This is a genomic window from Paenibacillus illinoisensis NBRC 15959 (genome assembly GCF_004000925.1).
GTDB classification, from domain to species: Bacteria; Bacillota; Bacilli; order Paenibacillales; family Paenibacillaceae; genus Paenibacillus; species Paenibacillus illinoisensis.
In genome coordinates this window covers 209,124-233,714 of record NZ_BIME01000004.1, presented here as the reverse complement: position 1 = coordinate 233,714, position 24,591 = coordinate 209,124, and the positions used below count along the sequence as shown (strand labels likewise).

At 47.0% G+C, this 24,591-nt stretch carries 26 protein-coding genes and 1 other annotated feature; of the genes, 1 reads left to right on the top strand and 25 read right to left on the bottom strand.

Going from position 1 to position 24,591, the window contains the following annotated elements; all coding sequences use genetic code 11:
* Positions 1–8: 8 nt before the first annotated feature.
* The 8 genes from PIL01S_RS12430 to lspA form a co-directional block, all read right to left on the bottom strand.
* Complete coding sequence (locus PIL01S_RS12430) at positions 9–1,310, bottom strand: DUF6080 domain-containing protein (protein WP_127537798.1); 1,302 nt, start codon at positions 1,308–1,310, stop codon at positions 9–11.
* 55 nt (positions 1,311–1,365) lie between these two features.
* Positions 1,366–1,686, bottom strand: a complete 321-nt coding sequence (locus PIL01S_RS12425; protein WP_246058217.1) for a DMT family transporter — start codon at positions 1,684–1,686, stop codon at positions 1,366–1,368.
* Positions 1,673–1,993 carry an EamA family transporter gene (locus PIL01S_RS12420; protein ID WP_095359818.1) on the bottom strand — a complete coding sequence of 107 codons (321 nt, stop codon included), beginning with the start codon at positions 1,991–1,993 and terminating at the stop codon, positions 1,673–1,675. The genes PIL01S_RS12425 and PIL01S_RS12420 overlap by 14 nt, the downstream gene beginning before the upstream one ends.
* On the bottom strand, positions 1,990–2,622 hold the full coding sequence (locus PIL01S_RS12415) for an HAD family hydrolase (RefSeq protein ID WP_127537797.1): 633 nt from the start codon (positions 2,620–2,622) through the stop codon (positions 1,990–1,992). The genes PIL01S_RS12420 and PIL01S_RS12415 overlap by 4 nt, the downstream gene beginning before the upstream one ends.
* 36 nt (positions 2,623–2,658) lie before the next feature.
* Complete coding sequence (locus tag PIL01S_RS12410) at positions 2,659–3,573, bottom strand: decaprenyl-phosphate phosphoribosyltransferase (protein ID WP_127537796.1); 915 nt, start codon at positions 3,571–3,573, stop codon at positions 2,659–2,661.
* Positions 3,574–3,755: 182 nt separating this feature from the next.
* The gene (locus PIL01S_RS12405) at positions 3,756–5,009 is read right to left on the bottom strand and encodes an LL-diaminopimelate aminotransferase (protein WP_110821237.1); all 1,254 of its coding nucleotides are present in this window, start codon (positions 5,007–5,009) and stop codon (positions 3,756–3,758) included.
* A gap of 109 nt (positions 5,010–5,118) precedes the next feature.
* Complete coding sequence (locus tag PIL01S_RS12400) at positions 5,119–6,036, bottom strand: RluA family pseudouridine synthase (protein WP_371859957.1); 918 nt, start codon at positions 6,034–6,036, stop codon at positions 5,119–5,121.
* A 55-nt stretch (positions 6,037–6,091) separates the two neighbouring features.
* Entirely contained in the window at positions 6,092–6,586 is a 495-nt protein-coding gene (gene lspA, locus PIL01S_RS12395; protein WP_127537794.1) for a signal peptidase II, read from the bottom strand.
* Positions 6,587–6,805: 219 nt separating this feature from the next.
* On the opposite strand from lspA, the gene PIL01S_RS12390 reads away from it, so the two are divergent.
* Positions 6,806–7,549, top strand: a complete 744-nt coding sequence (locus tag PIL01S_RS12390) for a TraR/DksA C4-type zinc finger protein (protein WP_127537793.1) — start codon at positions 6,806–6,808, stop codon at positions 7,547–7,549.
* Positions 7,550–7,562: 13 nt separating this feature from the next.
* Here PIL01S_RS12390 and PIL01S_RS12385 read toward each other — a convergent pair whose 3' ends face one another.
* The 17 genes from PIL01S_RS12385 to PIL01S_RS12305 all read right to left on the bottom strand — a co-directional run bounded on the left by PIL01S_RS12385 (position 7,563) and on the right by PIL01S_RS12305 (position 24,435).
* A complete protein-coding gene (locus PIL01S_RS12385) occupies positions 7,563–7,913 on the bottom strand; it encodes a DUF5665 domain-containing protein (RefSeq protein ID WP_127537792.1) in 351 nt (116 codons plus the stop codon).
* Positions 7,914–8,140: 227 nt separating this feature from the next.
* On the bottom strand, positions 8,141–11,239 hold the full coding sequence (gene ileS, locus PIL01S_RS12380) for an isoleucine--tRNA ligase (RefSeq protein WP_127537791.1): 3,099 nt from the start codon (positions 11,237–11,239) through the stop codon (positions 8,141–8,143).
* Between the two features lie 77 nt (positions 11,240–11,316).
* Positions 11,317–11,606 (bottom strand) — a binding site (T-box leader).
* A 58-nt stretch (positions 11,607–11,664) separates the two neighbouring features.
* Entirely contained in the window at positions 11,665–12,174 is a 510-nt protein-coding gene (locus PIL01S_RS12375) for a DivIVA domain-containing protein (protein ID WP_056696170.1), read from the bottom strand.
* Between the two features lie 245 nt (positions 12,175–12,419).
* Positions 12,420–13,202 carry a YlmH family RNA-binding protein gene (locus PIL01S_RS12370; RefSeq protein WP_127537790.1) on the bottom strand — a complete coding sequence of 261 codons (783 nt, stop codon included), beginning with the start codon at positions 13,200–13,202 and terminating at the stop codon, positions 12,420–12,422.
* 19 nt (positions 13,203–13,221) lie between these two features.
* Positions 13,222–13,485 carry a YggT family protein gene (locus tag PIL01S_RS12365; RefSeq protein ID WP_227779725.1) on the bottom strand — a complete coding sequence of 88 codons (264 nt, stop codon included), beginning with the start codon at positions 13,483–13,485 and terminating at the stop codon, positions 13,222–13,224.
* 7 nt (positions 13,486–13,492) lie between these two features.
* A complete protein-coding gene (locus PIL01S_RS12360; protein ID WP_095289991.1) occupies positions 13,493–13,960 on the bottom strand; it encodes a cell division protein SepF in 468 nt (155 codons plus the stop codon).
* On the bottom strand, positions 13,951–14,652 hold the full coding sequence (locus PIL01S_RS12355; RefSeq protein WP_127537789.1) for a YggS family pyridoxal phosphate-dependent enzyme: 702 nt from the start codon (positions 14,650–14,652) through the stop codon (positions 13,951–13,953). The genes PIL01S_RS12360 and PIL01S_RS12355 overlap by 10 nt, the downstream gene beginning before the upstream one ends.
* A 6-nt stretch (positions 14,653–14,658) precedes the next feature.
* Positions 14,659–15,558, bottom strand: coding sequence for a peptidoglycan editing factor PgeF (pgeF, locus tag PIL01S_RS12350; RefSeq protein WP_127537788.1), 900 nt, complete (start codon positions 15,556–15,558; stop codon positions 14,659–14,661).
* 51 nt (positions 15,559–15,609) lie between these two features.
* Positions 15,610–16,002 carry a YlmC/YmxH family sporulation protein gene (locus PIL01S_RS12345; RefSeq protein WP_127537787.1) on the bottom strand — a complete coding sequence of 131 codons (393 nt, stop codon included), beginning with the start codon at positions 16,000–16,002 and terminating at the stop codon, positions 15,610–15,612.
* A 252-nt stretch (positions 16,003–16,254) separates the two neighbouring features.
* The gene (gene sigG / locus PIL01S_RS12340) at positions 16,255–17,037 is read right to left on the bottom strand and encodes an RNA polymerase sporulation sigma factor SigG (protein ID WP_095289985.1); all 783 of its coding nucleotides are present in this window, start codon (positions 17,035–17,037) and stop codon (positions 16,255–16,257) included.
* Between the two features lie 111 nt (positions 17,038–17,148).
* Positions 17,149–17,871: an RNA polymerase sporulation sigma factor SigE gene (gene sigE / locus PIL01S_RS12335; RefSeq protein ID WP_095289983.1), complete on the bottom strand. Its 723-nt coding sequence runs from the start codon at positions 17,869–17,871 to the stop codon at positions 17,149–17,151.
* An 11-nt stretch (positions 17,872–17,882) separates the two neighbouring features.
* Positions 17,883–18,863 carry a sigma-E processing peptidase SpoIIGA gene (gene spoIIGA, locus PIL01S_RS12330; protein ID WP_127537983.1) on the bottom strand — a complete coding sequence of 327 codons (981 nt, stop codon included), beginning with the start codon at positions 18,861–18,863 and terminating at the stop codon, positions 17,883–17,885.
* A gap of 255 nt (positions 18,864–19,118) precedes the next feature.
* Positions 19,119–20,231 carry a cell division protein FtsZ gene (ftsZ, locus tag PIL01S_RS12325; RefSeq protein WP_095359452.1) on the bottom strand — a complete coding sequence of 371 codons (1,113 nt, stop codon included), beginning with the start codon at positions 20,229–20,231 and terminating at the stop codon, positions 19,119–19,121.
* 148 nt (positions 20,232–20,379) lie between these two features.
* Positions 20,380–21,660, bottom strand: coding sequence for a cell division protein FtsA (gene ftsA / locus PIL01S_RS12320; protein ID WP_127537786.1), 1,281 nt, complete (start codon positions 21,658–21,660; stop codon positions 20,380–20,382).
* 295 nt (positions 21,661–21,955) lie between these two features.
* A complete protein-coding gene (locus PIL01S_RS12315) occupies positions 21,956–22,723 on the bottom strand; it encodes a cell division protein FtsQ/DivIB (RefSeq protein WP_127537785.1) in 768 nt (255 codons plus the stop codon).
* Between the two features lie 66 nt (positions 22,724–22,789).
* Complete coding sequence (gene murA, locus PIL01S_RS12310) at positions 22,790–24,073, bottom strand: UDP-N-acetylglucosamine 1-carboxyvinyltransferase (protein WP_095359454.1); 1,284 nt, start codon at positions 24,071–24,073, stop codon at positions 22,790–22,792.
* Between the two features lie 17 nt (positions 24,074–24,090).
* Positions 24,091–24,435, bottom strand: a complete 345-nt coding sequence (locus tag PIL01S_RS12305) for a hypothetical protein (protein WP_127537784.1) — start codon at positions 24,433–24,435, stop codon at positions 24,091–24,093.
* Positions 24,436–24,591 lie beyond the last annotated feature (156 nt).

Below are 24,591 nucleotides of genomic sequence, written 5' to 3'. Positions count from 1 at the left end.
TATTTACATCAATTCGCAGTCTGAGCCTGCTGCAATTGTTCATATGACTGTTTGATCGTGGTGAGTGTTTCTACATGACGGTAGATATTATTCGCTGCCATTACTAGTACACTAATGAAGAGTAAACCGAGCACTATTTTTTTGCCGATCCCCGGACGAAGACCAATCACCCACCCTCCACCAAGCAGGAAAAAGGCAAACAGATAGTGACCAGCATACAGGTACATATCGTATTGGAACACAGCCAGCCCGAAGCCAACTACGATATGCAGCAGAAGTGCAAACAAAATATAGGGTGCAGGGGTCCATACTTCCCGTTCACGAATTCTCATGATGAACCCGATCAGCGCCAGGAGCAAGATAAAGATACCGACAAGCTGAACATGAATCGGGTTGGAGCGGGACAGATCTGTTACAAAAGCGACCAGCCCCGGATCCAGCAAATGAACTTTGGGAGAGAGCATCGGATTAATCGTCAGCAGAGTCAGTGCCTTCCAATGAGCGGCAAACTGGAAAGGCGTAGCATAGCTGGTGCCTCCATTCTGAATTCCGAGCAGCCAATTGCTAACCCAGCTTCTTCCTCCGAATGCGATATACTGAATACCTGTCAATACGATAATGAAGGCGACCGCTAGTGCCATGATTCCAATATACTTTTTCCATGAGGAAGCCTTGCGCCAGGTACGCCAATTGAAAAACATAGCAGCAGCCAAAGGAACAACGTTCGTTGAGGTCAGTCCAAAATTAATCGTTGCAATCAGGGCATTTGGCACATAGCGAACGTCATTCCGTTCACGTGTGTATTGCATATAAAGAACAGACCATAGGATAAAAAACTGCACGTACGGATAGGAATCCGGAATAAGTGCCGTAAACATCAAATATGAACTAAATCCGAATAGCATCGCGAAGAGCAGTGGTGTTGCGATCTGTCTATCCTTTTGGTTGAGAAAAATAAAGACCAGCACTACAGATCCTGCATTGATCAGGGATTGCAGAATGAGGAAGAACCAGTTCCCTCCCAGCAACTGCGATACTGCACCAAGCGTGACGACAAGAAATGATATTAACGGATGAATAACCGAAGAACTGTTTGCCCCATAGTACATGGACGGATCAAAATTAAATAAATTCAGTGGAAATTGTTGTGTATTAAACGGGGTATATGCTCCAAGAACCTGTGACTGATCCGCAATGTACAGAACATAGGGCACGTTCATCAGAGCGTAAAAAAGGGCAAATCCCGCGAACAGGCATAGTGCCGTCCAATTCGTTTTACGATCATACAATATGTAGTCCAGAAATTTCATGCATTCACATCCAATATGTCATTTTTCAAAATACTCTGTGCATTTCCTATCCGTATTACCAAACCAAGAAACACAAACCTCCCATAATACAAACCACACCCAGCCAGCGAAGCGGGCCTACCTTCTCCCTGAATGCAAACTTTGCAATAAAAAGTGTCCAGACATACGTCAGCGCATTGGCCGGCAGGACCACTGTTAAGGGAAGGAACTTCAGCAGCACAATGTTCAGAAGCGCACCCATACCATAAAAACCGAGGCCCATGAGGACATGCAGCTTTTTGCGACTTGTGGCATAGGCTTTCAAACCAGCACCACCCATAGCACCGCATAATGTCATTACAATCAGTACAACCACCATCCAGCTATCGATCAACACTGGTTAACGTCACCCCGATTCCGAGCAGTACAACGGCTGCAAACTTCTGTATCGTGAGCTCTTCTCCCAGCAGAAAGTGACCGTAAATGAGCGCAAAAACATAGCTTGCACACATCAACGGATAAGCCACAGACAACTTTTCCAGAGCAAAAGCCTTAATCATCAAGATGGCTCCCAGCCCATAGCACACAAATCCGATGCCCAGATAGATCCACTCCGTCAGCCCCCATTTCCAGAACAACTGTCCGGTGGCCGTGAGGAAAGCGGAGACAAGCATTAACCCCTTGCCCGTATGACGTCCCTTCATTTCCCCCACGATAATGCCTCCATATCCGGAACCCTTTTGTTAATAAAATAGCGCTGTGCCACAAGCTGCATCACCGGTAGGTCGGACAACGAATCAGAGTAAGAGCAGGATTGTTCGTAATCAATAACCATGTTTTTTTCACGCAGGTAAGCTTGTATCCGACGTACCTTCTCTTCTCCTTTGCAATTAACGCCTTCGATCGTACAGGTATACCCATTCTGGTGGCGCACCAGTTCGGTTCCAATGACATGGTCTACCCAAGGGAAGTTTTTAAAATATTTCATATAAGCATGCGGAGACGCAGTCACGAGCAACACATGATAACCCGCTTCCTTGCGATGCTGCATTTCCACACTGGCCTCTGCAAAAATGGCAGTGCGCAATCGGGTATCAAAAAAATGCTCCAGATCCTGTTCGGTCATGCGCTCAATACTCTTAAAGTACGAACGCTTGACTTGTTCCACACTCATTAGCCCTGCCTTGAACATCGCAGTATGAAAGGCAATAAGCGGAAGTCTCCATACCTGCCCAGGGTAACGGCGAACGCCGTAATGTACAAACTGAAACATCGAATCCCGGCGTATAATCGTTTTATCAATATCAAAAATGGCAATTTTACTGCTTCTCACCCTGATCCCCCTCAAACTTTCTAATCGATATGCTCTTTATTCAAAAATTGCAAAGATGACCACAACACTAACCACGTACAGAATGACGGTAACCAAAATGGGCTTGTCTTCAAACAAAACACGATCCGGTGATCCCCCCTGGTTTTTCATATGAATGAGATACAGATATCGGAACATGCCGTAGATTACCAGCGGAATGGTCCACATCAGGTGAATTGTACGGTCAGAGGTGAATGTGAACAAAGAGTAGCTAATAATCGTTGCTGTCGTCACGATGGTATTAAACTGATCCAGCAGTGTGACAGAGTAGTTATCCAGCACCTTACGATGCGAACCGGTATTTCCCTCAAGCAGAGTAAGCTCATTTCTCCGTTTGCCAATCGCCAGAAATAGGGATAGCAGCATGGTGCAGATCAGGAACCAGGGTGTAAAAGGTACATGAATCAATACACCTCCCGCTATGGCACGAAGAACGAATCCTGCTGCAATGGTCATCATGTCCACAATAACGAGATGTTTAAGCACTAAAGAGTAAGATACGTTCAACAGGAAATAAACAATGCATAGTCCACCAAAAAGCGGGTTCATCACAAAAGCAATGCCTACAGAAAGAATCAACAGGATTATGCCAAACAGCAGAGCGTAGGCAGGTTGAACCTGTCCAGAGGCAATTGGCCGGAACTGCTTCACCGGATGCTGTCGATCCCTGTCCCGATCCACGTAATCATTTAAAATATACACACAGCCTGCCACGAGGCTAAACAAAATAAAACCAAGCAATGTCGATAAAATGGTCTCTGTGCGAATTTCCTCAAAGGAAAACAATAACGCAGCAAATAACAGTAAATTTTTGGTCCACTGTTTCGGTCTCAGCAGCTTAAACAACCCTGTCATGGTGTTACCCGTTCCTGCTGTATGTGAGGACACCGTATTTGTTCTTGAAGTAAACAATTTCCATAACTCCCTTCCAAACCTACTTATGTATATAAAAATAACGTAAAGACTTAATCATAAGTTTGTTGGTTAATTTTGTAAAGGGATAAAACGGAATTTATTATAAAATTACGGACATAAAAAAAGAGACCGTCTCCGGTCTCTCGATTTATTTCATTCACTTGTATTGGTGAATTCCATTAGAATTCGAATTGTACGTCACTCAGACGACGTTTGATTTCAGCGATAACGCGTTTCTCTTCTTCTTCCCCTTTGGCTTCAAAGGTAACGGAGAAACGAACAAAGTTACCTGCATCATCCCAAGGTACAGAAGAAATCAATTTTTCACGAATCAGGAATTGGGAGAAGTCTTCCCCGGACTCGAAACGACGTCCGCCTACTACACCTTTTGGAGCTTCAACATACAGGAAGAAGGAACCTTTTGGTTTCTCCGCCTGGAAGCCCAGTTCATTCAGTGCAGCAACCAGCAGGTCATGACGACGGGAATATTTCTCTGCGATTTTCTCCGTAATTTCCGGATGGTTCAGACCGTAGGCAGCAGCCTTCTGAATCGCGATGAATTGACCCGAATCGTTGTTGTCCTTCACATCACTGAAAGCTTTAACCACGAGCGGATTCCCTGCAACAAAGCCAATTCTCCATCCTGTCATGTTGTAAGACTTGGACAAGGAGTGCAGCTCAACGCCTACATCCTTCGCTCCAGGTACGGACAGGAAGCTGAATGGTTTATTGCCGTCATACGTCAGTGCAGCATATGGAGCATCGTGAACAACAACTACGCTGTACTTTTTCGCCCATTCAATCACTTTAGTGAAGAATTCAACCGTAGCGCCAGCACCTGTCGGGTTGTTTGGATAGTTCAAATACAGCAATTTTGCGCGTTTTGCAATATCCTCAGGGATGGTTGTCAGATCAGGCAGGAAATTGTTTTCCTTCGTCAGCTGGATGTTGTAGACTTCTCCGCCCAGGTATTTGGTATGTGTACCCATAACCGGATAACCAGGAACCGTCATGATCGTTACATCACCTGGATTAATGAAGCACGAAGGCATCATTGCCAGAGCTGGCTTGGACCCAATGGAGTGCACAATTTCCGTTGCCGGATCAATGCCTTCAACATTGAATACATTTTTCAGGTAAGCGGCTGCCGCTTCCTTGAATTCAGGGATCCCGTTGTCGGCATAACCACGGTTCTCCGGTTTGGAAGCTTCTTGCGCCAGTGCAGCTACGATGCCTGCATCAGCCATCTCATCCGGTTCACCTACGCCAAGGTCGATCAGTTCAACATTTGGAAAATCTTTCTTTGCCGAAGCTTTGGCGCGTTTGATTTTCTCGAATTTATAGATGTTGGTGTCTTTACCATAGTTGGAGCCGCCAATACGGTCGGCAAAATTGGTTTGAATGTATGTTTCTTGATATTTATCGATACTCATACTCATGTTCATCTCCTCATTTGACGCAAATTTCTACAATCTAATATGAAGCATTTGCCCATGTTTAGCCATGGACAAATTATCCGAACATTTGTACTTTCCCGAGGGGTCAGCGGCTGCGCAGTGAAGCAAGGACATCTTCCATGTCTTGTGGAAGCGGAGCTGAGAATTCCATGTACTCGCCTGTTGCCGGATGAACAAAACCAAGAACCGCGGCATGCAATGCCTGTCCATTCATTTTGATCCCCTTGTTACGTCCATAGATTGGATCTCCCACAAGCGGATGACCAATAAACTTCATATGCACACGGATCTGATGCGTTCGACCTGTCTCCAGTTTCAGTTCAAGCAGCGTATAATCGTTAATTCTCTCCGTAACATTAAAATGCGTGACAGCATGTTTGCTGTTACGTTCGGTCACGGTATACATTTTACGATCATTCGTATCACGCCCAATAGGCGCATCGATCGTTCCCTGATCATGACTCAAATGACCATGAACAAGTGCGATATACCGGCGGTTTACACTGTGATCCTTCAACTGGGCAGCTAATGAGGCGTGAGCACGATCGTTTTTGGCAGCCATCAGCAGGCCTGACGTATCCTTATCAATCCGGTGCACGATTCCAGGACGTAGCTCTCCGTTAATGCCTGAAAGATCTTTACAGTGATACATGAGCGCATTCACAAGTGTACCTGATGTATGTCCCGGTGCCGGATGCACTACAAGACCACGTGGTTTGTTAATGACGATGACATCGCTGTCTTCATATACCACTTCAAGTGGAATATCTTCGGCAATGATCTCTACAGCTGTCGGTTCAGGAATCTGAAGTTCAATCCGATCACCCTCAGCCAATTTGGCATTAGACTTTACACCAGCTCCGTTTACGGTAACCAGACCATCTCCGATCCATAGTTGGACCTGAGAGCGGGAGACATTATCCATTGCTTCAGTAATATATTTGTCAACGCGTTCCTTCTTATGTTCAGCAGAAACAGTCCATTCCAATCGTTCATTAGTCATCAGGTCATCATCTTGTACAGACGTATCCCCAGTAGTTTGTTCTTCATTGTGCATTTTACTCATGATGTTCATTCCCTTCAATCTTCGCGGCTGCCTTCTCGCGCCGCCCCTCAAGAAACGTCTCCACAATAATCAGTGCAACACCGATACAGATGGCTGAATCGGCGATATTGAAAATCGGAAACGTATAACTGCCAAAATTAAGCTGCACAAAATCCACGACTTCACCCGTCAAAGCGCGATCCAGGAAATTCCCGATAGCTCCACCAAGCACCAGACTAAGTGCTACTGGCAGCAATTTATGCGGGGAGTTTTTCACTTTTTGCAAGTACCAGACCAAAGCAATCACCACGATCACGGTAACGACGATAAAGAACCAGCGTTGGTCCTGCAAAATACCAAAAGCTGCGCCTGAGTTGCGATGTGAAGTGATGACAAAGAAATTGCCTATAACCGGAATTTCTTCCCGAAGCTCCATTTGAGTCGCAATTAAATACTTTGTTCCCTGATCCACCAAAAATACGATAAAAGCGAGGATATAATACACCACGTTTGTTCGTCACTCCGTTCTTGTCTTTTCCAAACCATACCAGGCTTTACGCCAGACTTGTTCATTGTAGCACAGCTGTTTGGAAGTCGTCCACGACAGGCGTTTTCCCTTTCTTAATGGCAAAATCGATAACATTTCCCTTCTGTAATCAAGGGCTGATTGGCACATCCTAGAGCAGAGACCAAATTCGGATTCCAGACGGACAGAAAGGGGAAAACGATGGCACATCTTACTTCAGAACAAATCCAATCCTTGCGTTCCCAATTGATGGCTGAAAAACGTGGTATTGAACATCGGCTTGAGCAAAATGACCATTACGGCCTCAGCGGGTCCATGAGATTTCAAACGGGTGAATTATCTCCTATCGATAATCATCCCGGTGATGTAGCTACCGAAATGTATGACCGGGAGAAAGATATTTCCCTTTTGGAGCATGATGAATTCCAATTGGAGCGTATCGACTCTGCCCTGCATTCCATCGAAGAAGGCCATTACGGAACTTGCGCAGTTTGTCAGCAGCCCATTCCTTACGAGCGTATGCAAGCCGTTCCTTACACCAAGTATTGCAAAAAACATCAGCCTGAAACTGTAGTATCCGATAACCGCCCGGTGGAAGAAGAGTTCCTGGCTCCGGCCTTTGGACGTACGAGTCTCGATGAGCGCGATGATCAGAACGGCTTCGATGGTGAAGATGCATGGCAGATCGTTGAAAGTTGGGGCACATCGAACACACCAGCCATGGCTGAAGGTCGCGATATTGACAGTTACGATGTGATGGCCATTGAAGCTACAGATGAGGTTGAAGGCTGCGTCGAAGCTTATGAGAGCTTCGTAGCAACCGATATTTATGGTCATGACGTATCCATTGTTCGTAACAGACAATACCGGCAGTATTTGGAGAATCGTGAGGGTGAAGGCTTGCTCGAGATTGACAACGATTCTGATCCATATGACATGTACTAGACATGCTGCACCTCTAATAGGTGTTCAATTCAAGCTGACGCTGTACGATACGGACGATATCTGCAATATAATCTCCTACGATTGGCAGATTGAGGGCTCCCAGCACCTGTAACACATAAATGATGGTGGCCGCAAAAAAAGTAAAACCAATGGCGATCCCTACACCTCGTGCTGCGCCTGATAACAGGTTGAGTCCAATCAGTTTCCACGGCCGATTCAACAATTCCGTATATTGTGCAATACGTGAACGCTCAAGCTCGTTAGCGAGTCGGTTCGTCAGGGTATGGAGTTCCTCAATTTTGTCTTTATCGCTGCGTGGTGGATTGGATGGTGAAGCGGACGATGCCTGCTTGTCTTCATTCATGTGTTCGCTCAGTTCCTTTGGTATCATAGAGTAACTGCACAATAGAAATCATTGCCCATTTGCATAAAAACCAAACGAGCCAAGATACAGGGATTGTTCCCTGTGTCTAAGGCTCGTTTGTCTATACTCTATATCCTTTCCTAAATGGAATAGAGATACTCTACTTCATTGAGGATCCATTTGTAACTTAAGTTCAATCGATTCATCTGTATCGAAAAAGATTGGGGTTACACCTCGATATAAACGCCCATTGCTTTACCGCCAGCTTCAATGCGTTCCATACCTTCATGGGTACCAAATGTGACTTCAGTAACGAGTACATTCTCACGCAGGACCTCATCAAATGCCTCGATTGCAGCCTGGAGCTCAGGATCAACATCCAGTGTCAGGCGTACTCTCTTCTCAATCGGCAGATCCAATTTTTTACGTGTGTCTTGTACGGAACGTACAACTTCACGTACCCAGCCTTCCTGTTCCAATGCAGTTGTGATTTCGGTGTTGAGTGCTACCGTCAGACCGTACCCGGATGCCGAAGCAAAACCGGATTTGGCTTGTTTCTCCACCAGCAGTTCCTCACTTGTCACCTGCAGCTCTTCTCCTTCCGGAGAAACCACATTCAGCACACCTTCTGTCACCACTTTGCGTGTCTCCTCTGCTGACATGCCTTTGAAGAAGTTCTGCAGGAAGCCTACGTTCTTGCCGTATTTTTTCCCCGCTACTTTCAGATTGAGTTTCAATGTGAAATCAACGAATTCGGCATCGTTATGCTCCGTACGGATACCTTTGACATTGATCTCATCCTTGATGATCTCTTCATAGCTCGCCAGATCAAATCCTTTATCAAGCGAAACGATTAATTCGGACAGCGGCTGGCGATTCTTGATACCTGTTTCGTTACGCACGTTACGAGCGAGTTCAACCACTCGGCGAGCTGTCTCCATATCCTGTTCCAGCTCCAGATCGATCAACGCTTCATTTGCTGCCGGGTAGTCTTCCATATGAACACTTTCACCTGCAGTCAAGTTCAGATAGATATCTTCCGCAAGCATCGGTGTGAATGGCGCAACCAGCTTGGCTGTGGTCACAAGCACCTCTGTGAGTGTGCGATAAGCATCCAGTTTATCTTCGGTCAAGCCACTTCCCCAGAAACGGTCACGGGAACGACGGATGTACCAGTTGCTCAGCTCATCGACGAAGGCTTCAATCGCTTTGGATGAATTCAGATAGTCATTGACGGACAGCGCCTTCTCCACAACGATGATCAGACTGTTCAGTCTGGACAAGATCCAGCGATCCAACTTATGCGCTGAAGGCTTAAACGGATGTTCCTGTGGATCAAAACCATCAATGGTCGCATACAACGTCAGGAAGGCATGCGTGTTAACCAATGTATCCACCATTTTGGATTTCGCTTCGCCCACAATGCCTTTGGAGAAACGTTTGCTGTTCCACGGTGCACTGTCAGACAACAGGGCCCAACGGAACGCATCTGTACCATATTCTTCAATGACTTCCCATGGATCAATAACATTACCTTTGGATTTCGACATCTTCTGTCCGTTCTCATCCAATACGTGGCCTGTTGCCATAACCGCCTTGTAAGGTGCTTTGCCTGTCAAAAGAGTAGATACAGCCAGCAAGCTGTAGAACCAGCCACGTGTTTGGTCAATCCCTTCGCAGATCATATCCGCAGGGTATTGCTGTTCAAACGTTTCTTTATTTTCAAACGGATAGTGCTGCTGGGCAAATGGCATGGAACCACTGTCAAACCAGACATCAATCACTTCCGGAGTACGTTTCATTTCATATTTGCCACAGGAGCTGAGTACTTTGACTTCGTCTACGTATGGTTTATGCAGTTCCAGGTTCTCTGGTACATCTCCAACGGCACGTGCACGCAGCTCAGCGATGCTGTGCGGAGCGAACTGTTCGCCAGTTTCTTCACATACCCAGATGTTCAGTGGTGTTCCCCAGTAGCGATCACGGCTGATGTTCCAATCCACCAGATCCTCCAGGAATTTTCCGAAACGTCCTTCACGAACGTGTCCTGGGTACCATTCCACTTCACTGTTGTTTGCAATCAGTTGATCCTTGATCGCTGTGGTTTGGATAAACCAGCTGTCCATTGCATAGTAGAGAAGCGGTGTATCACAACGCCAGCAGAACGGGTAGCTGTGCTCATACTTCTCTTTGCTGAACAGGCGGCCTTTCTCGGACAGACTTCTCACGATGTCAATATCGCAATCCTTAACGAAGCGTCCCGCAAAATCCGTAACCTGTGCCACAAATTTACCTTCAAGGTCCACCATGTTGACAAAGCTGATGCCATTCTCGCGGCATACCCGGTAATCGTCCTCACCATGTGCTGGAGCCATGTGTACAATCCCTGTACCACTTGCATCCGTTACAAAGCTCGCACCCAGAATGACATTCGTTTTTTCAGCCTGCACGTAGTTGAATGGAGGATCATACGTTTTACCAACTAAATCAGAGCCTTTCAGTGCACCGATGACTTCATACTCGCCTTTCGAGTCCTTCATGACTTTTTCCACGAGATTGGTTGCCATGATGTACACTTCTTCGCCCTGGCGTACACGGGAGTAATCCATGTCCGGATTAACCGCGAGTGCAACGTGTGAAGGCAGTGTCCAAGGCGTAGTCGTCCAGGCAAGTACAAATTCGCCGCTGTCATCCAGCTTAAATTTGGCTGTGGCACTTAGGTCTTTGACATCCTTGTACCCTTGGGCCACTTCATGGGAACTCAGGGTAGTCTGACAAGATGGACAGTACGGACTCACACGATGTCCGCGGTAGAGAAGTCCTTTTTCATGAATCGTAGCAAGGATATTCCATACACTCTCAATGTAATTGTTGTCCAGCGTGATGTACGGGTTATCCATATCCGTCCAGTAAGCAATACCTTCTGTCAGATCACGCCATTGCTGTTCATATTCAAATACGCTCGCTTTACATTCATTGATGAATTTTTCCACGCCGTAATCTTCGATCTCCCACTTATGGGAAATGCCGAGCTTCTTCTGTACACCAAGCTCAACAGGCAATCCATGTGTATCCCAGCCAGCTTTACGAACCACACGGTAACCTTTCATCGTATTGTAACGTCCTACAAAGTCCTTAATAACGCGTCCAAGCACGTGACCGATATGCGGCTTGCCGTTTGCCGTCGGCGGTCCTTCATAAAACACGAAATTCGGTTTGCCTTCACGGTTCTCAATTGATTTCTTAAACGTATTTTCCGTTTTCCACTTGTTTAGCATGCGTAGTTCTCTAGCGCGTGCTTTTTCTTTGACATCCACTCTTTGCATCATGATCTTCCTTTCAATAATTGGATTGTGGACCGTCCACAATTCACATTTTTGGACACAAAAAAACCCCATCCCTGGAAAGGGACGAGGTTGTGCTCGCGTTACCACCCTAATTCTGTTCATCACAAACCATATCCAATCACATGGGTATGCTTTGTCATTAACAGCACTTGTGCCCCGCTTCACTACAGCAGGGTGCCGATATAACGTTCGGCTTACGGTTTCGCTTACGCACGGCCATTCATCACCGCTTCAGCGTCACTTCTCCGGGGAGATATTCGGCTATAACCCATCCATTGGCTTGCACCAAACGCCAACTCTCTGAGGGATGAGATCATAACGTACTTGAACCCGTCATGGAATCATTATTCATTATGAATATAGTTATAGCCTCTTTAGAGTCAAAAGTCAACCGGGCAGGCAGACTAATAAATTTCCTTCATTTCCCGTTCACGATCACGGACTTCCTGTTCGCGACTCTCCAGTGCTTCCCATCCATCCTGGGACAGCAGTTCGAGCTGTGCTTCAACAAGCGTACGGAAACGGGCCCGGTAGATCGAAGCCTGCTTTTTCAGTTCTTCCACTTCCAAAGCAATCTTGCGGGATTTCGCCAAGGACTCGTTCACGATCCGGTCAGCATTTTTCTCTGCTTCCTTCACAATGAGCTGTGCTTCCTTCTTCGCATTGTTCTTCACATCGTCGGCTGCTTCCTGCGCTATGATAATCGTTTTGCTGAGCGTCTCTTCAATTGTGGCAAAATGATCCAGTTTCTCCTGAACGGACAGCAACTGATTGCTCAGCTCTTTGTTCTCGCGAATGACGCCTTCGTAATCTTTGATGACTTGATCCAGGAATTCATTGACTTCATCCTCGTCATACCCGCGCAAGCGTCGGGAAAATTCCTTGTTATGTATGTCCAGCGGCGTTAATGGCATGCTGTCCACCTCCTGTTAAAGTTCCTTCCCGTTCCGAGAAGGTTTGCAGCACATGGGTATTACCCAAAGGGTCGTATGCAAGATGTCATATAGCAGCTTGAACGACTTGCACTTGCAGAATCGACGTTCTGATTCCAATACAGTTATATCGACTTTGCACTTCAATGTATATCGGAAACAGCGAATGTTTTTTACACCTTTATCTTAAACATTTCGACAAGAAAACGGGTTTTCCTGCAATGCCGCTAAGCAAATTTGCCGATTTTTACACGACAACGTCCCTTTTTGGTCATCCCATCCTGTTCCAGCACCTTGAAACGGCCAAAACCTTGAATAGAGACCACGTCCCCGGCTTTCAGAGCTTTGGACGGATCTTCCTCGACTTTCCAATTTACCCGGCATCGGCCCGCTTTGATGGGAACTAGCACTTTACTGCGACTCAGTCGGTACACATCCGCACAAATTCCGTCCAGACGCAAGGATGCAACAGTGATATCCATCGTCTCCAGTTTGCTCTCCGACCACTTCATCTGATGCAGAGGAAGAAGCTCTGTAAACACATGAACCCGATGAACCTGGTTCAATTGAAGCGATAAAAAAGCGCCGGTCTCCGCTGCCACCACGGTGTGGCATCCGTCATCCAGCACTTGGATATCTCCGATCTTGCCGCGTTTCAGTCCAAGCCCGAGCAAGGCTCCCATGTAGTCCCCGTGCTCCAGCTCTGTAATTTTCTGATCATCTGACGTGATGCTAAGCACCTGCATACCCATTTCTTCATCATCGAGATACCGATAATCTGGTGCAATCAGCGCACGTTTGCGTTCAGCTGCCTCGTAGCCTCCGTCCAGACGAATCTGGACGTCATTGCGACGATTGACAAGCGTTTGCAATATAAAGGCCTGTCTTGGGTCAAGAAAGTCCGTTAGCTTCATATCATGAAGCTTGCCAGCGCGTTCCACCCAATCCGAGGCTTTATCCACGAAGTCACGCTCATCATGGCTAAAATGTTCGTAAATTTCACCACTCATCTATGTTCACCCTACCCTATCAGAAGTAGCTGATGATCGAGAGCAAACCTGATCTCGCCAGTTGAAGAGTAATTAACGCAACGATTGGTGAGATGTCCAGCATGCCGAACAAAGGCGGAATGAAACGTCTGAAAGGACTCAGATAAGGTTCCACCAATTTGGCAAGCCACTCACCAATGACGCTCTCCCGCGCGTTCGGAAGCCACGACATCAATACATATCCAATAATCATGTAGAAATAAATCTCAAACAGATAAAACACGACGACTTGAAGTTGATACAAAAGCGGCTCACCTCATTCTGTTGTAATCTTGCTCGCTGTCAGCCAGTATTTCCGTAATTGCTCCTTGAATTTCAACGGTATCCGGCGTACAGAGAAAAATGTTGCCGCCAATTTTAGAAATGCCCCCGCCCAGTGCGTAAACTGTACCACTCAAAAAATCAATGACGCGCAGTGCCTGATCTTGGCGCACCCGCTGCAGGTTCACAACCACTGTACGATGTGAACGAAGATGGTCTGCAATTTCTTGAGCTTCGTCATAGGAACGCGGTTCATAAAGGACAACTTTAACATTTTTCTGGGAATGAATGCTCACAACATTATTCCCCCTTTGGTTTCTACGTTTATCTAGACTGGAGGTTTCAGCTTCCTGTTGTTCAGATTCAGCCTCCTCTTGTGCAGCCAAACGTTCGCGTTCCACAATCTCTTCCTCTTCTTGAAGACCAAGGAAATTCATGAATTTATTCATTACGCCCATCGTGAACCCTCCTCTTTTCCTACGAGAATTGATCCCAGCCGTACCCATGTTGCCCCTTCTTCAATCGCCACTTCAAAATCATTGGACATTCCCATCGATAGCTGAGTCAATGGTTCCGATGTCAGGGCTTGTCCATTCAAATGATCTCTCAGCTCACGCAGTCCACGAAATACGGGACGCGTAAGCTCCGGATCCTCTTCGTGGGGAGCCATGGTCATCAGACCGACGACCTTCAGGTTGCTGAAGCTGCTGATCTCACGCAGAAATGAACTCGCCTGTTCGGGTTGCAGCCCATATTTGCTCTCTTCACCCGAAATATTCACCTGCAAAAATGTTTCCACTTGTGTCCCCAGAGCAGCTGCCTTTTTGTCCAGCTCCTTAGCCAGAGACAAACGATCCAGTGAATGTATGTAGCGGAATTTGCCTATGACGTCTTTCACTTTGTTGGTCTGCAAGTGACCGATAAAATGCCATGTTCCTTGCTGACCAAATGCTTCCCACTTGGCTTGTGCATCCTGCCAGCGGTTCTCTCCAATATGCTCAAGGCCACTTTCCAGCACAGCGCCTGTCGTTTCAAGGGAGACGTACTTCGTGACCGCAATCACATTTACGTCCTCACGCTGGCGGCTACTGCGCTGGCATGCAGCTTCGATCTTCTGATTTACCTGTTGAATTCGCTCCTCCAATGACACAGAGGGTCACCTCTCTTCCAGCCCAATCCAGCTCGCCATTCTTCCGGTCGTTCCATTTTCCTTGCGATACGAGAAAAACAGTTCCGGGTGGCAGCTTGTACACCACGTTGTACATTCGATATGATCCGGCAATATTCCTGCTTTCATCATAATGTGTCGATTACATTCTTTCAAGTTTAACATCGTCTTTCCATTTCCAGACGAATGATATGCTCGGCCCTGCACAGAGTTGTTGTATTCATCATTACCCGGAGCAGATTCAAACCAAACCCGTACTTGCTGCATAACTGCCTCATCCACTTCATAACAGCAATCCCCAATGGAAGGGCCTATAGCTGTCCGGATATCCTGTGCCCGGCTACCATATTCCCGTTCCATGGTTTCAACCATTGACTGGGCAATGCCGGCAACAGTCCCTTTCCACCCCGCATGAGCAAGCCCCACGGCTTGGTGCACCGGGTCGTAGAAATATAGCGGAACACAATCCGCATAAAAGGAAGTAAGCAGCACACCAGGTACATTGGTGACCAAACCATCCGTGTCCTGCAGCGCTGACTGTCGATCCATCAGACCTCTACCTTGATCCTCAGCTTGTATAACAGCCACATGTTTGCCATGGACCTGTTCCCCACATGTCCAGGCGCTTACCGAGAAACCAAGCTTTTCGGCCACCAAACGACGATTTGCCAAAACGTCTGAAGGATCATCGCCAACATGATAAGCGCAGTTTAGAGTGGCATAGGGTTCACTGCCCACCCCTCCCTGTCTTGTGGTAAATCCTGCCGTCATTCGGCTGAAATGTTCTCTCCACGGCTCCACATATAATAACAACGGATCTGGGCTTCCATTCACCACTTGATCTTCAGTCCGTTCAAAAAATGGTTTATTCAGAACAAAGGGTTCCATCTTATCACCTCACAGCTTCCAGTGTACCAAATGAGCCACGTTCTGTCTTGATTATATCGTTCGACGCTGGCTTCGGTCCAATCGTTCCAGGCGTTCAACCCGCTCCATACGGCTGCTTTGTTGTTCATCATACATCTTTGCTTCGCGATCTCGCTCATCGTAGCTCGTTTCCCTGACTTCATCCAGTTTAACCAAAATAACATCCGAACCGATCTTAACAATGTTCCTCCAGGGAATAACCAGATCCGTTCCGCCCCCGAACAACCCCATGAACCGGCTGTAACCGGGTACCACGATGGCCTCGATTCGTCCCTGCTTGAGATCCAGTTCCAGATCACTAATCTGCCCCAGACGCTTGCCATCCGTGATGTTAATGACATCCTTTGTCTGAAAATCGGAGATCTTCATCCCTCTTTGTGCCGACTCACTTGCGTTTACTTTCATCTGTCGCTCGCCCCCCGCCTAGTCCGCTTATACCGTTCAACGTTTCTATACAATATATGTTTTATAGGCGAAAAATGTCCTGTTTTTCGGGGTATCCCTGAAATTAGTACAGCTTGATCTGAAACTGATCGTTCTATTTAAAGCCGCTCATTCGATCGCAGTTCTCTCCAGACCTAATCGTATGTCTTTAAAAATAGAAAAAGACGACCAACGGATTTCAACCGTTAGATCGTCCTTGTAAATGAAGTGATGTTACGTCTTCACATGTTTCTGCATCTGCTGTATAGCCGATTTTTCCAGACGGGATACCTGAGCTTGGGAAATTCCAATCTCGTCAGCAACTTCCATCTGTGTTTTGCCTTCAAAAAACCGCATGGACAGAATCATTTTCTCCCGCTGTCCGAGACGATGCATGGCCTCGCGCAGTGCGATTTCCTCAATCCACGACACATCCTTGTTTTTATCATCACTGATCTGATCCATCACATAGATTGGATCTCCACCATCATGATAGATGGGTTCGAATAGTGATACCGGATCTTGAATGGCATCCAGTGCAAAAACAACATCTTCCTTGGGCACATTCAATGCTTCGGAAATTTCGAATATGGTCGGTTCACGAGAATTTTTGTTGGTCAGACTGTCGCGAACCTGAAGCGCCTTATATGCGATGTCCCGTAATGATCGGGATACCCGGATCGGGTTATTGTCACGCAGATAACGACGGATCTCACCGATAATCATCGGTACTGCGTACGTTGAAAATTTGACATTCTGGGATAAATCAAAATTATCAATGGCTTTCATCAGGCCGATACAACCAACCTGGAACAGATCATCGACAAACTCCCCCCGATTGTTAAAGCGCTGAATGACACTGAGTACAAGCCGCAGGTTGCCATTCACTAATTTCTCTCTTGCTGAGCGATCATGGTGCTGCTGTAGGGAATGAAACAATTCCCGCATTTCTGTGTTGGTGAGGACAGGCAATTTTGCGGTGTCCACGCCACAAATCTCGACTTTGTTTCGGGTCATCGTGATTTACCTCCCAAGGAGAAACATTAATGTACATTATCTCCGGGGCAGGCTTTTTTATTCGTCCCTGGCATCCTTGCCATTAATACCCATTATACTAAAAGCACAAGATCAGACCATCTTATTAAACTCCTTGCGGAGTCTTTTAATGATTCTTTTTTCCAGACGAGAGATGTAGGATTGGGAGATTCCAAGCAAATCTGCAACATCTTTTTGTGTCTTTTCCTCCCCGTCCGTCAAGCCAAAGCGAAGCTCCATAATCATCCGCTCACGTTCGGTCAATTTTTCCAAGGCCTTGTGCAGAAGCTTCCGATCTACCTGCTCTTCAATATTTCGATAGATTGTATCGTTCTCGGTACCCAGAACATCCGATAATAATAGCTCGTTTCCATCCCAATCAATGTTGAGTGGTTCATCAAAAGAAACTTCTGTCCGAATTTTGCTGTTACGCCGCAAATACATCAATATTTCATTTTCAATGCATCGCGAGGCATAGGTCGCCAGCTTGATTTTCTTTTCCGGATCAAACGTATTGACAGCCTTGATGAGCCCGATGGCTCCAATGGAAACCAGATCCTCAATGTTAATCCCTGTGTTTTCGAACTTGCGAGCGATGTACACCACCAGGCGAAGGTTTCGTTCAATCAGCATGGCGCGAATTGCAGCATCCCCGGAAGAGAGCTTTTGCAGCAAAAATTCCTCTTCTTCCCGCGTCAATGGAGGCGGCAGGGCTTCACTGCCTCCAATATAATAGATCTCCTCACTCTTCAAACCAAGCAGAAATAACAGACGGTAATACTGCAGCTGCGCCACCAGTTTCCATTTCACAAGCATGTACGTTCCTCCTATACCACATTCAGCGGCTTTTCTGTTGCTCCCGCAGAGAGAGCCGTAGACTGCGCAGAGGCAGCGTCTTGCACAAGCTCAGGGTGAATGACCGCGCGGTACTTTCCTTCTGACGACAATACTCCGCCATCCAGCCCGATTAGTACTTTGGTTGTCTCGAAACTCATTTGATCCAATGTCACTCTCACCAGATCAGGCTTGATTGCCAGCATAAACGCCGTCCCCTTGTTGATCCCACGGTAGGGTACCAGTCTTAGTCGACCCTGCCAACGAAAATCCTCCTGGTCCAGCTCCATAATGAGGTTGTCCGGTGCTTCTTCCTTCAACCGGCCTTTCCAGGAAGCTGGCAGCATGTCTTGCCACAGTGAAACCTCCATCACCATAACCGGCAGACGGGAAAGAGGGTCCGTGAGTTGATTACCTGTATCGACAAGGCCTGTACAAGAAATAGTTACATCATCGATATAAACCTGCACTTGTCCCAGATAGGTTGTCATACGGTCTGATTTTCGCTTGGAACTTTGCACGGCTTTGAATAAAAACAGCACTGCAAAGAATACGATAAAAGTAAACCAGAAGGCGATCTTCAGATCAAAAGACATTCCGCCCGAGGCTGTATACCAAATTCCGTTAAACAGCTCGCCCGAACTCTGAAGCATGTAGTGTATACCTAAAATGCCTCCGGCAGCGACGAAGTTAATGACATAGAAGGTACCCAGATTCCTCATAAACACCTGGAGGCCCTTAAAACCAAAAGCGATAAACAACATCACGAGTGACAAACCAAACTTGATCAAAAAGGTAAACATAAAATCAAACTCCGGCACAAACATCATGACGACATAGAGGGCGCCCACAATGGAAGACAGCAGCCATCTCCACCAAACCAGCTTCGTTTTGCGCATCCAGGCTGTGAGTCCGATGAGTGCACCGTCAATACACAGGTTTGTCAAAAAAATAAGATCAACATAAACGACCAACTCTTCACCTGCCTCGTACCAAATATCGGTATAGCGTTGTTCCGATATTCTATGAGCATACACACAAGTATAAGGAGCTTCCTGTTCAAAGTCTGTCTAATCATGGGGGTGTCGTCTCAACTTTTTTTGTCGTAATTCCTCGTGACCCTTGTTCAGAATTTGTTCATTTCTGTTTGATATGCTGTAGATAGAAAAACAGAAAAACCCGGTTTCTCCATAAGGAGAACCGGGTTTGAAGTTAAATATGAGTGCTGCTTAGTCGTTATTGTTATTGCGTGAACGATTGCGCAAAAATGTCGGAATATCCAGCTGATCACTGCTCGGCTGATTCCCGAACGGGCGAAGATTAGGCGAGCGATTTTCAGCAGGCTCACTCGTTGGTGTCGGTTTGCGTCCTGGTGGTGGTGAGACAGGCTTGTCTTCAAAACCAGTAGCAATAACCGTAACCTTGATTTCTTCTTTCAGATTTTCATCAATGATGGCACCGAAGATCATGTTCACTTCCGGATCGGATGCAGACGTAACGATCTCGGCTGCTTCATTCACTTCATAAAGTGACAGGTTGATGCCACCTGTGATGTTCATGATAACCCCGCGTGCACCTTCGATGGATGTTTCCAGCAATGGGCTCATAATCGCTTTGCGAGCAGCCTCAGCCGCACGATTTTCACCTGTTGCTTCTCCGATTCCCATCAAAGCAGATCCACGTTCAGTCATAATGGTTTTTACGTCTGCAAAGTCAAGGTTGATCAGACCCGGTACAGCGATCAGATCCGAGATACCTTGTACCGCTTGACGCAGTACATTATCTGCTTGACGGAACGCCTCAAGCATCGGCGTCTTTTTATCTACGATTTCAAGCAAGCGGTCGTTCGGAATGACAATCAGCGTATCCACTTTTTCCTTGAGAGCTTCAATCCCTTGCTCTGCATGGCTGGAACGTTTGCGTCCTTCAAAGGTAAATGGACGTGTAACCACACCTACGGTAAGCGCACCGCACTCTTTGGCAATCTCAGCGATGACTGGAGCTGCACCTGTACCTGTACCACCGCCCATACCGGCAGTTACAAATACCATGTCCGCACCTTTCAATGTGTTCATGATCAAATCGCGAGATTCTTCGGCTGCTTTTTTACCTACATCCGGGTTGGCACCTGCGCCAAGACCACGGGTCAGTTTATCACCGATTTGCAATTTATGTTCGGATTTCGCCAGATGCAACGCTTGAGCATCCGTGTTCACCGTTATAAATTCTACACCTTGTACACCATTTTCGATCATACGGTTGACTGCATTGCTTCCGCCGCCGCCTACACCGATGACTTTTATTTGAGCCAAGCTCTCCATCTCGAAATCAAATTCCAACATATTATTCCATCTCCCCCTCAATGTGCATGGATGGCCCGTCCAATTTTTGATTGAACCGAATCAATTTCATATATCGACGAACGAAGGCGTATATATTAATACCAGCGCATTCAGACGGCTTCTAGAAGTATGAAATAGATTCAACCTGTTATATAAATTCGCTGAACATATTTTTCAGCCGTTCGAACAAACCCGGTTTTTGCTCCGATTCCGGAGACGCACTCGGCTTAACACGGTTGGTCGGTTTCTTGTTGTTATTATTATTGTTGCTGCCACCGCCGCTGCTTACCGATGGACGAATGCGCAAACTGCGAATTACACTGTGCAAAATACCGACGCCGCTTGTGTAGCCCGGGTCGCGAACACCGATGTAATCCGGAACGGCAATTCGTACCGATGCAGCAAGCTCATGCTGAGCTACTTGCAGAACACCTGGCATGGAGACGGTCCCTCCCGTTAGTATATAACCTCCGGGAAGCTCCGTGTAACCGAGGCGCTTCACTTCTTGGGAAATCATCTGGAATATTTCCTGAACACGCGGTTCGATAATCGCAGCAAGGTCCTCCTGCGAGAATTCCTTGTCCACATTGCTGCCGATTCGCGTGACTTTGAACATGACGTCAGCCGCAGCATCATCAAGCCATGCGCAGCCATATTTCAGCTTCACCTTTTCGGCTTGATCAGTTAAGGTACGCAATCCATACGCAATATCGTTGGTAACAAATTCTCCACCGATCGGCAGGGTTGACGTTGCAACAAGACTGTCTTCTTCAAAGACAGCGATGGTTGTTGCACCTGCTCCAATATCAACAAGAACAGATCCCATCGTTTTTTCGTCTTTAGATAAAGCAAGCTGACCTGCTCCAAGTGACATGAGCACCAGATCGCTTACCTTCAGACCCGCTTTTTCCACGCAGCGCAAAAGATTATGTATCGCGGTTTTTGCACCCGTTATGATTGTTGCCTCAACTTCCAGTCGAACTCCAATCATACCCCGGGGATCCTGTATGCCCTCCAAGCCGTCTACAACGTACTGCTTGGCGACAACATCAATAATTTCCCGTTCCGGCGGAACCGCAATCACCTCGGCTGCTTTCAACACCCGTTCCATGTCTTCTTCTCCGATTTCACGATCCTCGTTAGACACCGCCACGACGCCGTGACTGCTCATCAGTCCGATATGATTACCTGAGATTCCAACATATACTTCGGATATTTGAATACCTACCATACGTTCAGCATGATCCACTGCATTGCGGATCGACTGCACCGTTTGATCGATATCTACGATTACACCTTTGCGAATTCCCTCCGAGTCGGCAGATCCAACTCCAATAATATTAAAGGTTCCATTATTAATTTCCCCAATAATAGCGCGAATTTTGGATGTACCGATGTCCAAACTAACAATGATGTCATTGTTGCTCAAGTCTGTGGCACCTCCTGACTCCAATAGTAAAATACGTTCGGGTTTAAACACTCTTAAAACATATTCAACACACGTTAGGCTTTCCCTCTTTTTTCTACAATTTTTTTGGGTGCCAAGATCTGGTTGCGAGACATAAAACCTTGAAGAAAAAAGAAGGAGACAACTTATGTGCCATAAGTTCAAGTGTATCATTTTTTCTCCGTCTCAGAAAGAACAACTTTCACGGATGAAACAGGGTCAAACCCCGACCCTGCTTGGACTTTTCATTAACTGTCATACGTGATTGGCAAGAGGATCAGGGCGTTGCACCTGGCTCTTCACCATCTTCAGGGTCATCTGCGATAAAAGGCACGTACGTGTCTGCCTCAAGCATCGTGATTTTCCCTGGCCGCTCCGTCTCAATAACCTGATTCAGGTACTCCACCTTATCCGGCAGCTTGGAGATCGTGGTAATCACTTCAAACTGTGATTTGGTATAAAGCCGGATCTGATCCGGGAACGAAGGCGTAGGGTTAGGAATAATCTCCGATATATCCGTTGTCAATTCGTTTGGAATTTTGGCAAGCGTCTCACTCAATTGTTCTTTGAGCGGATCGTCTGCTTTCCACTGGGTCAGAATGGGCTTCTCCACAGCAACTCCGATATTGGCCGGAACATTCAAGCTTGTCCCACTGGCCAGGATCGCCTGGAGGGTACCATCCGCACCCAGTTCGTAAGCAACCGTCGGATACTCCTGAACCTTGATATGAACGATCCCCGGAAACTGTTTATCCACTGTCACATTCGCTACCGCTTTGAACGTCTTCAAACGCTCAATGACCTCAGCGGAGCTTGTCCCAAAAAACTGATCGCCTTCCTTCAAACCACTTTTCTCCAGCAGTTCGGAAGTTGTCGTGTATACATTACCCGTAATCTCAATGCTCGAAATCCGGCTCATGGAAGAGCGGAAGAACAGCACGGCAAGCAATACAATAAAAAGAAGTAACAGAATAAGAACAAGTTTACGACTTGTGTTTCCTTTAGGCCGATTCTTCTTCAGAACCGGAATTTGACTTTTAGGCATAGGTCGCGCTCCACAAAGCCTTCGGTCCCCTCCCACAGCATTCTAAAGAAGGGGACTCAAAGGACGTTAATTGGCAAAATCCAGCTGTTTCGAAACGGGGGACTGTCGCTCAACCGAAGCTCCAAGGCTCTGGAACAACTTCTCGATGCGGTCGTACCCTCTGTCAATATGATGCACTTGCTCAACAACCGTTTTCCCCTGGGCAGCAAGGCCAGCAATAACCAGAGCTGCACCTGCACGCAGGTCGGTTGCTTCAACTGTAGCTCCGTACAAACGCGGGACTCCTCGGATAAAGGCTGCATTCAGATCGACCGAAATATCTGCACCCATGACGTTAAGCTCATCCACGTGCTTGAAGCGTCCCTCAAATACCGTCTCCTTCATTACACTGAACCCATCAGCCAAACTGAGTAAGACCATGATTTGTGACTGCAGGTCAGTCGGAAACGAAGGGTACGGTGATGTTACAATGCGATCCACGGATTTGGGACGGCTCATACAGCTCACCGTCATTATATCATTGCAGACCGTGATTTGAACACCAGTGCGCTTCAACACATGTATAAGGGAAGTAAGGTGTGCCGGGTTGCAATGTGTCAGGGTAACATTGCCTCTAGTCGCTGCTGCTGCAATCATGACGGTGCCGGCCACGATCCGATCAGGTATGATCTCGTAGGAACAAGGCTTCAGTTTCTCCACACCGTTAATCGTAATTGTATCGGTGCCGGCTCCAATTATACTTGCACCCATCGCGTTGAGAAAATGCTGCAAGTCCTGAATCTCAGGTTCTCTGGCTGCATTGAATATCGTTGTTGTGCCCTCAGCCGTAACGGCTGCCATCATGATATTTTCCGTGGCACCCACACTTGGGAAGTCCAGATGAATATCCGTCCCAACCAGCTTACGGCCCCGGCAGATAATCTGTTGATCAAGCTCTTCAATTGATGCTCCGAGCGCTTCCAGGCCCCGGAGGTGAAGATCAATCTTGCGTTCTCCGATGGCACAACCACCTGGCTGGTATACGGATACTTGCCCAAACTTAGCCAGCAATGGCCCCATCAAGAAAATGGAAGAGCGCATCTGTTTCATCAGATCCTCAGGTACATCATATGACCGGATAGACGATGTATCAATCGTCACTGTTCCCTGTTCATGCCGACACGTGCATCCAAGCCGTTCCAGGATATACAGCATTACTTCAATGTCCAGCAAGTGTGGAACGTTGTGCAGCGTGACTTCTCCATCTGCCAACAAACTTGCAGCCATGATTGGTAAAGCGGCATTTTTTGCTCCATGGATGCGTATGGATCCTGAGAGGGGTTTCCCGCCTTCAATCACCAATTTGTCCAATGTATCACCTCCGGGGTTTACCGCTCACCCACTGGAAAGACTTCCGGTACCAGGTTATACCGTTTTGAGATGATATAGTTGCTCTGAATTTGCTGCATAAGGGTGATAACGTCCTCTGCTGTAGCTTGACTGGACTGACAATCAAATTGGCATGCAAGATGGATACCTGTAGGCCTCCCGTGTTTACCCTTTGGCTCTGCTGTTTGAAACAGCCGGGCCGCTCGGTCACTGGGCGGATTTCGGAATACGCTGCCCTCGTACGCATATGCAGTGGCAAAACGTCTATGATTTTGGGCAAGCACAATCACTTCCGAAACGACTTTGCGCTCATTATGCCAAACTAAATATACAGCTTCTGGCACAACACCTCTCCGTTAATGCAGCACAGAGTGGCCATACGCAAATTCCCTGTCCTCCTTGCTGTAACGTACCCATTCCCCTGTCTCCAGCACAATCTCAGCGGATTGAAATATACGTGACACATCCGATCCATAAGCACCAGCGTTAAATGTACACAA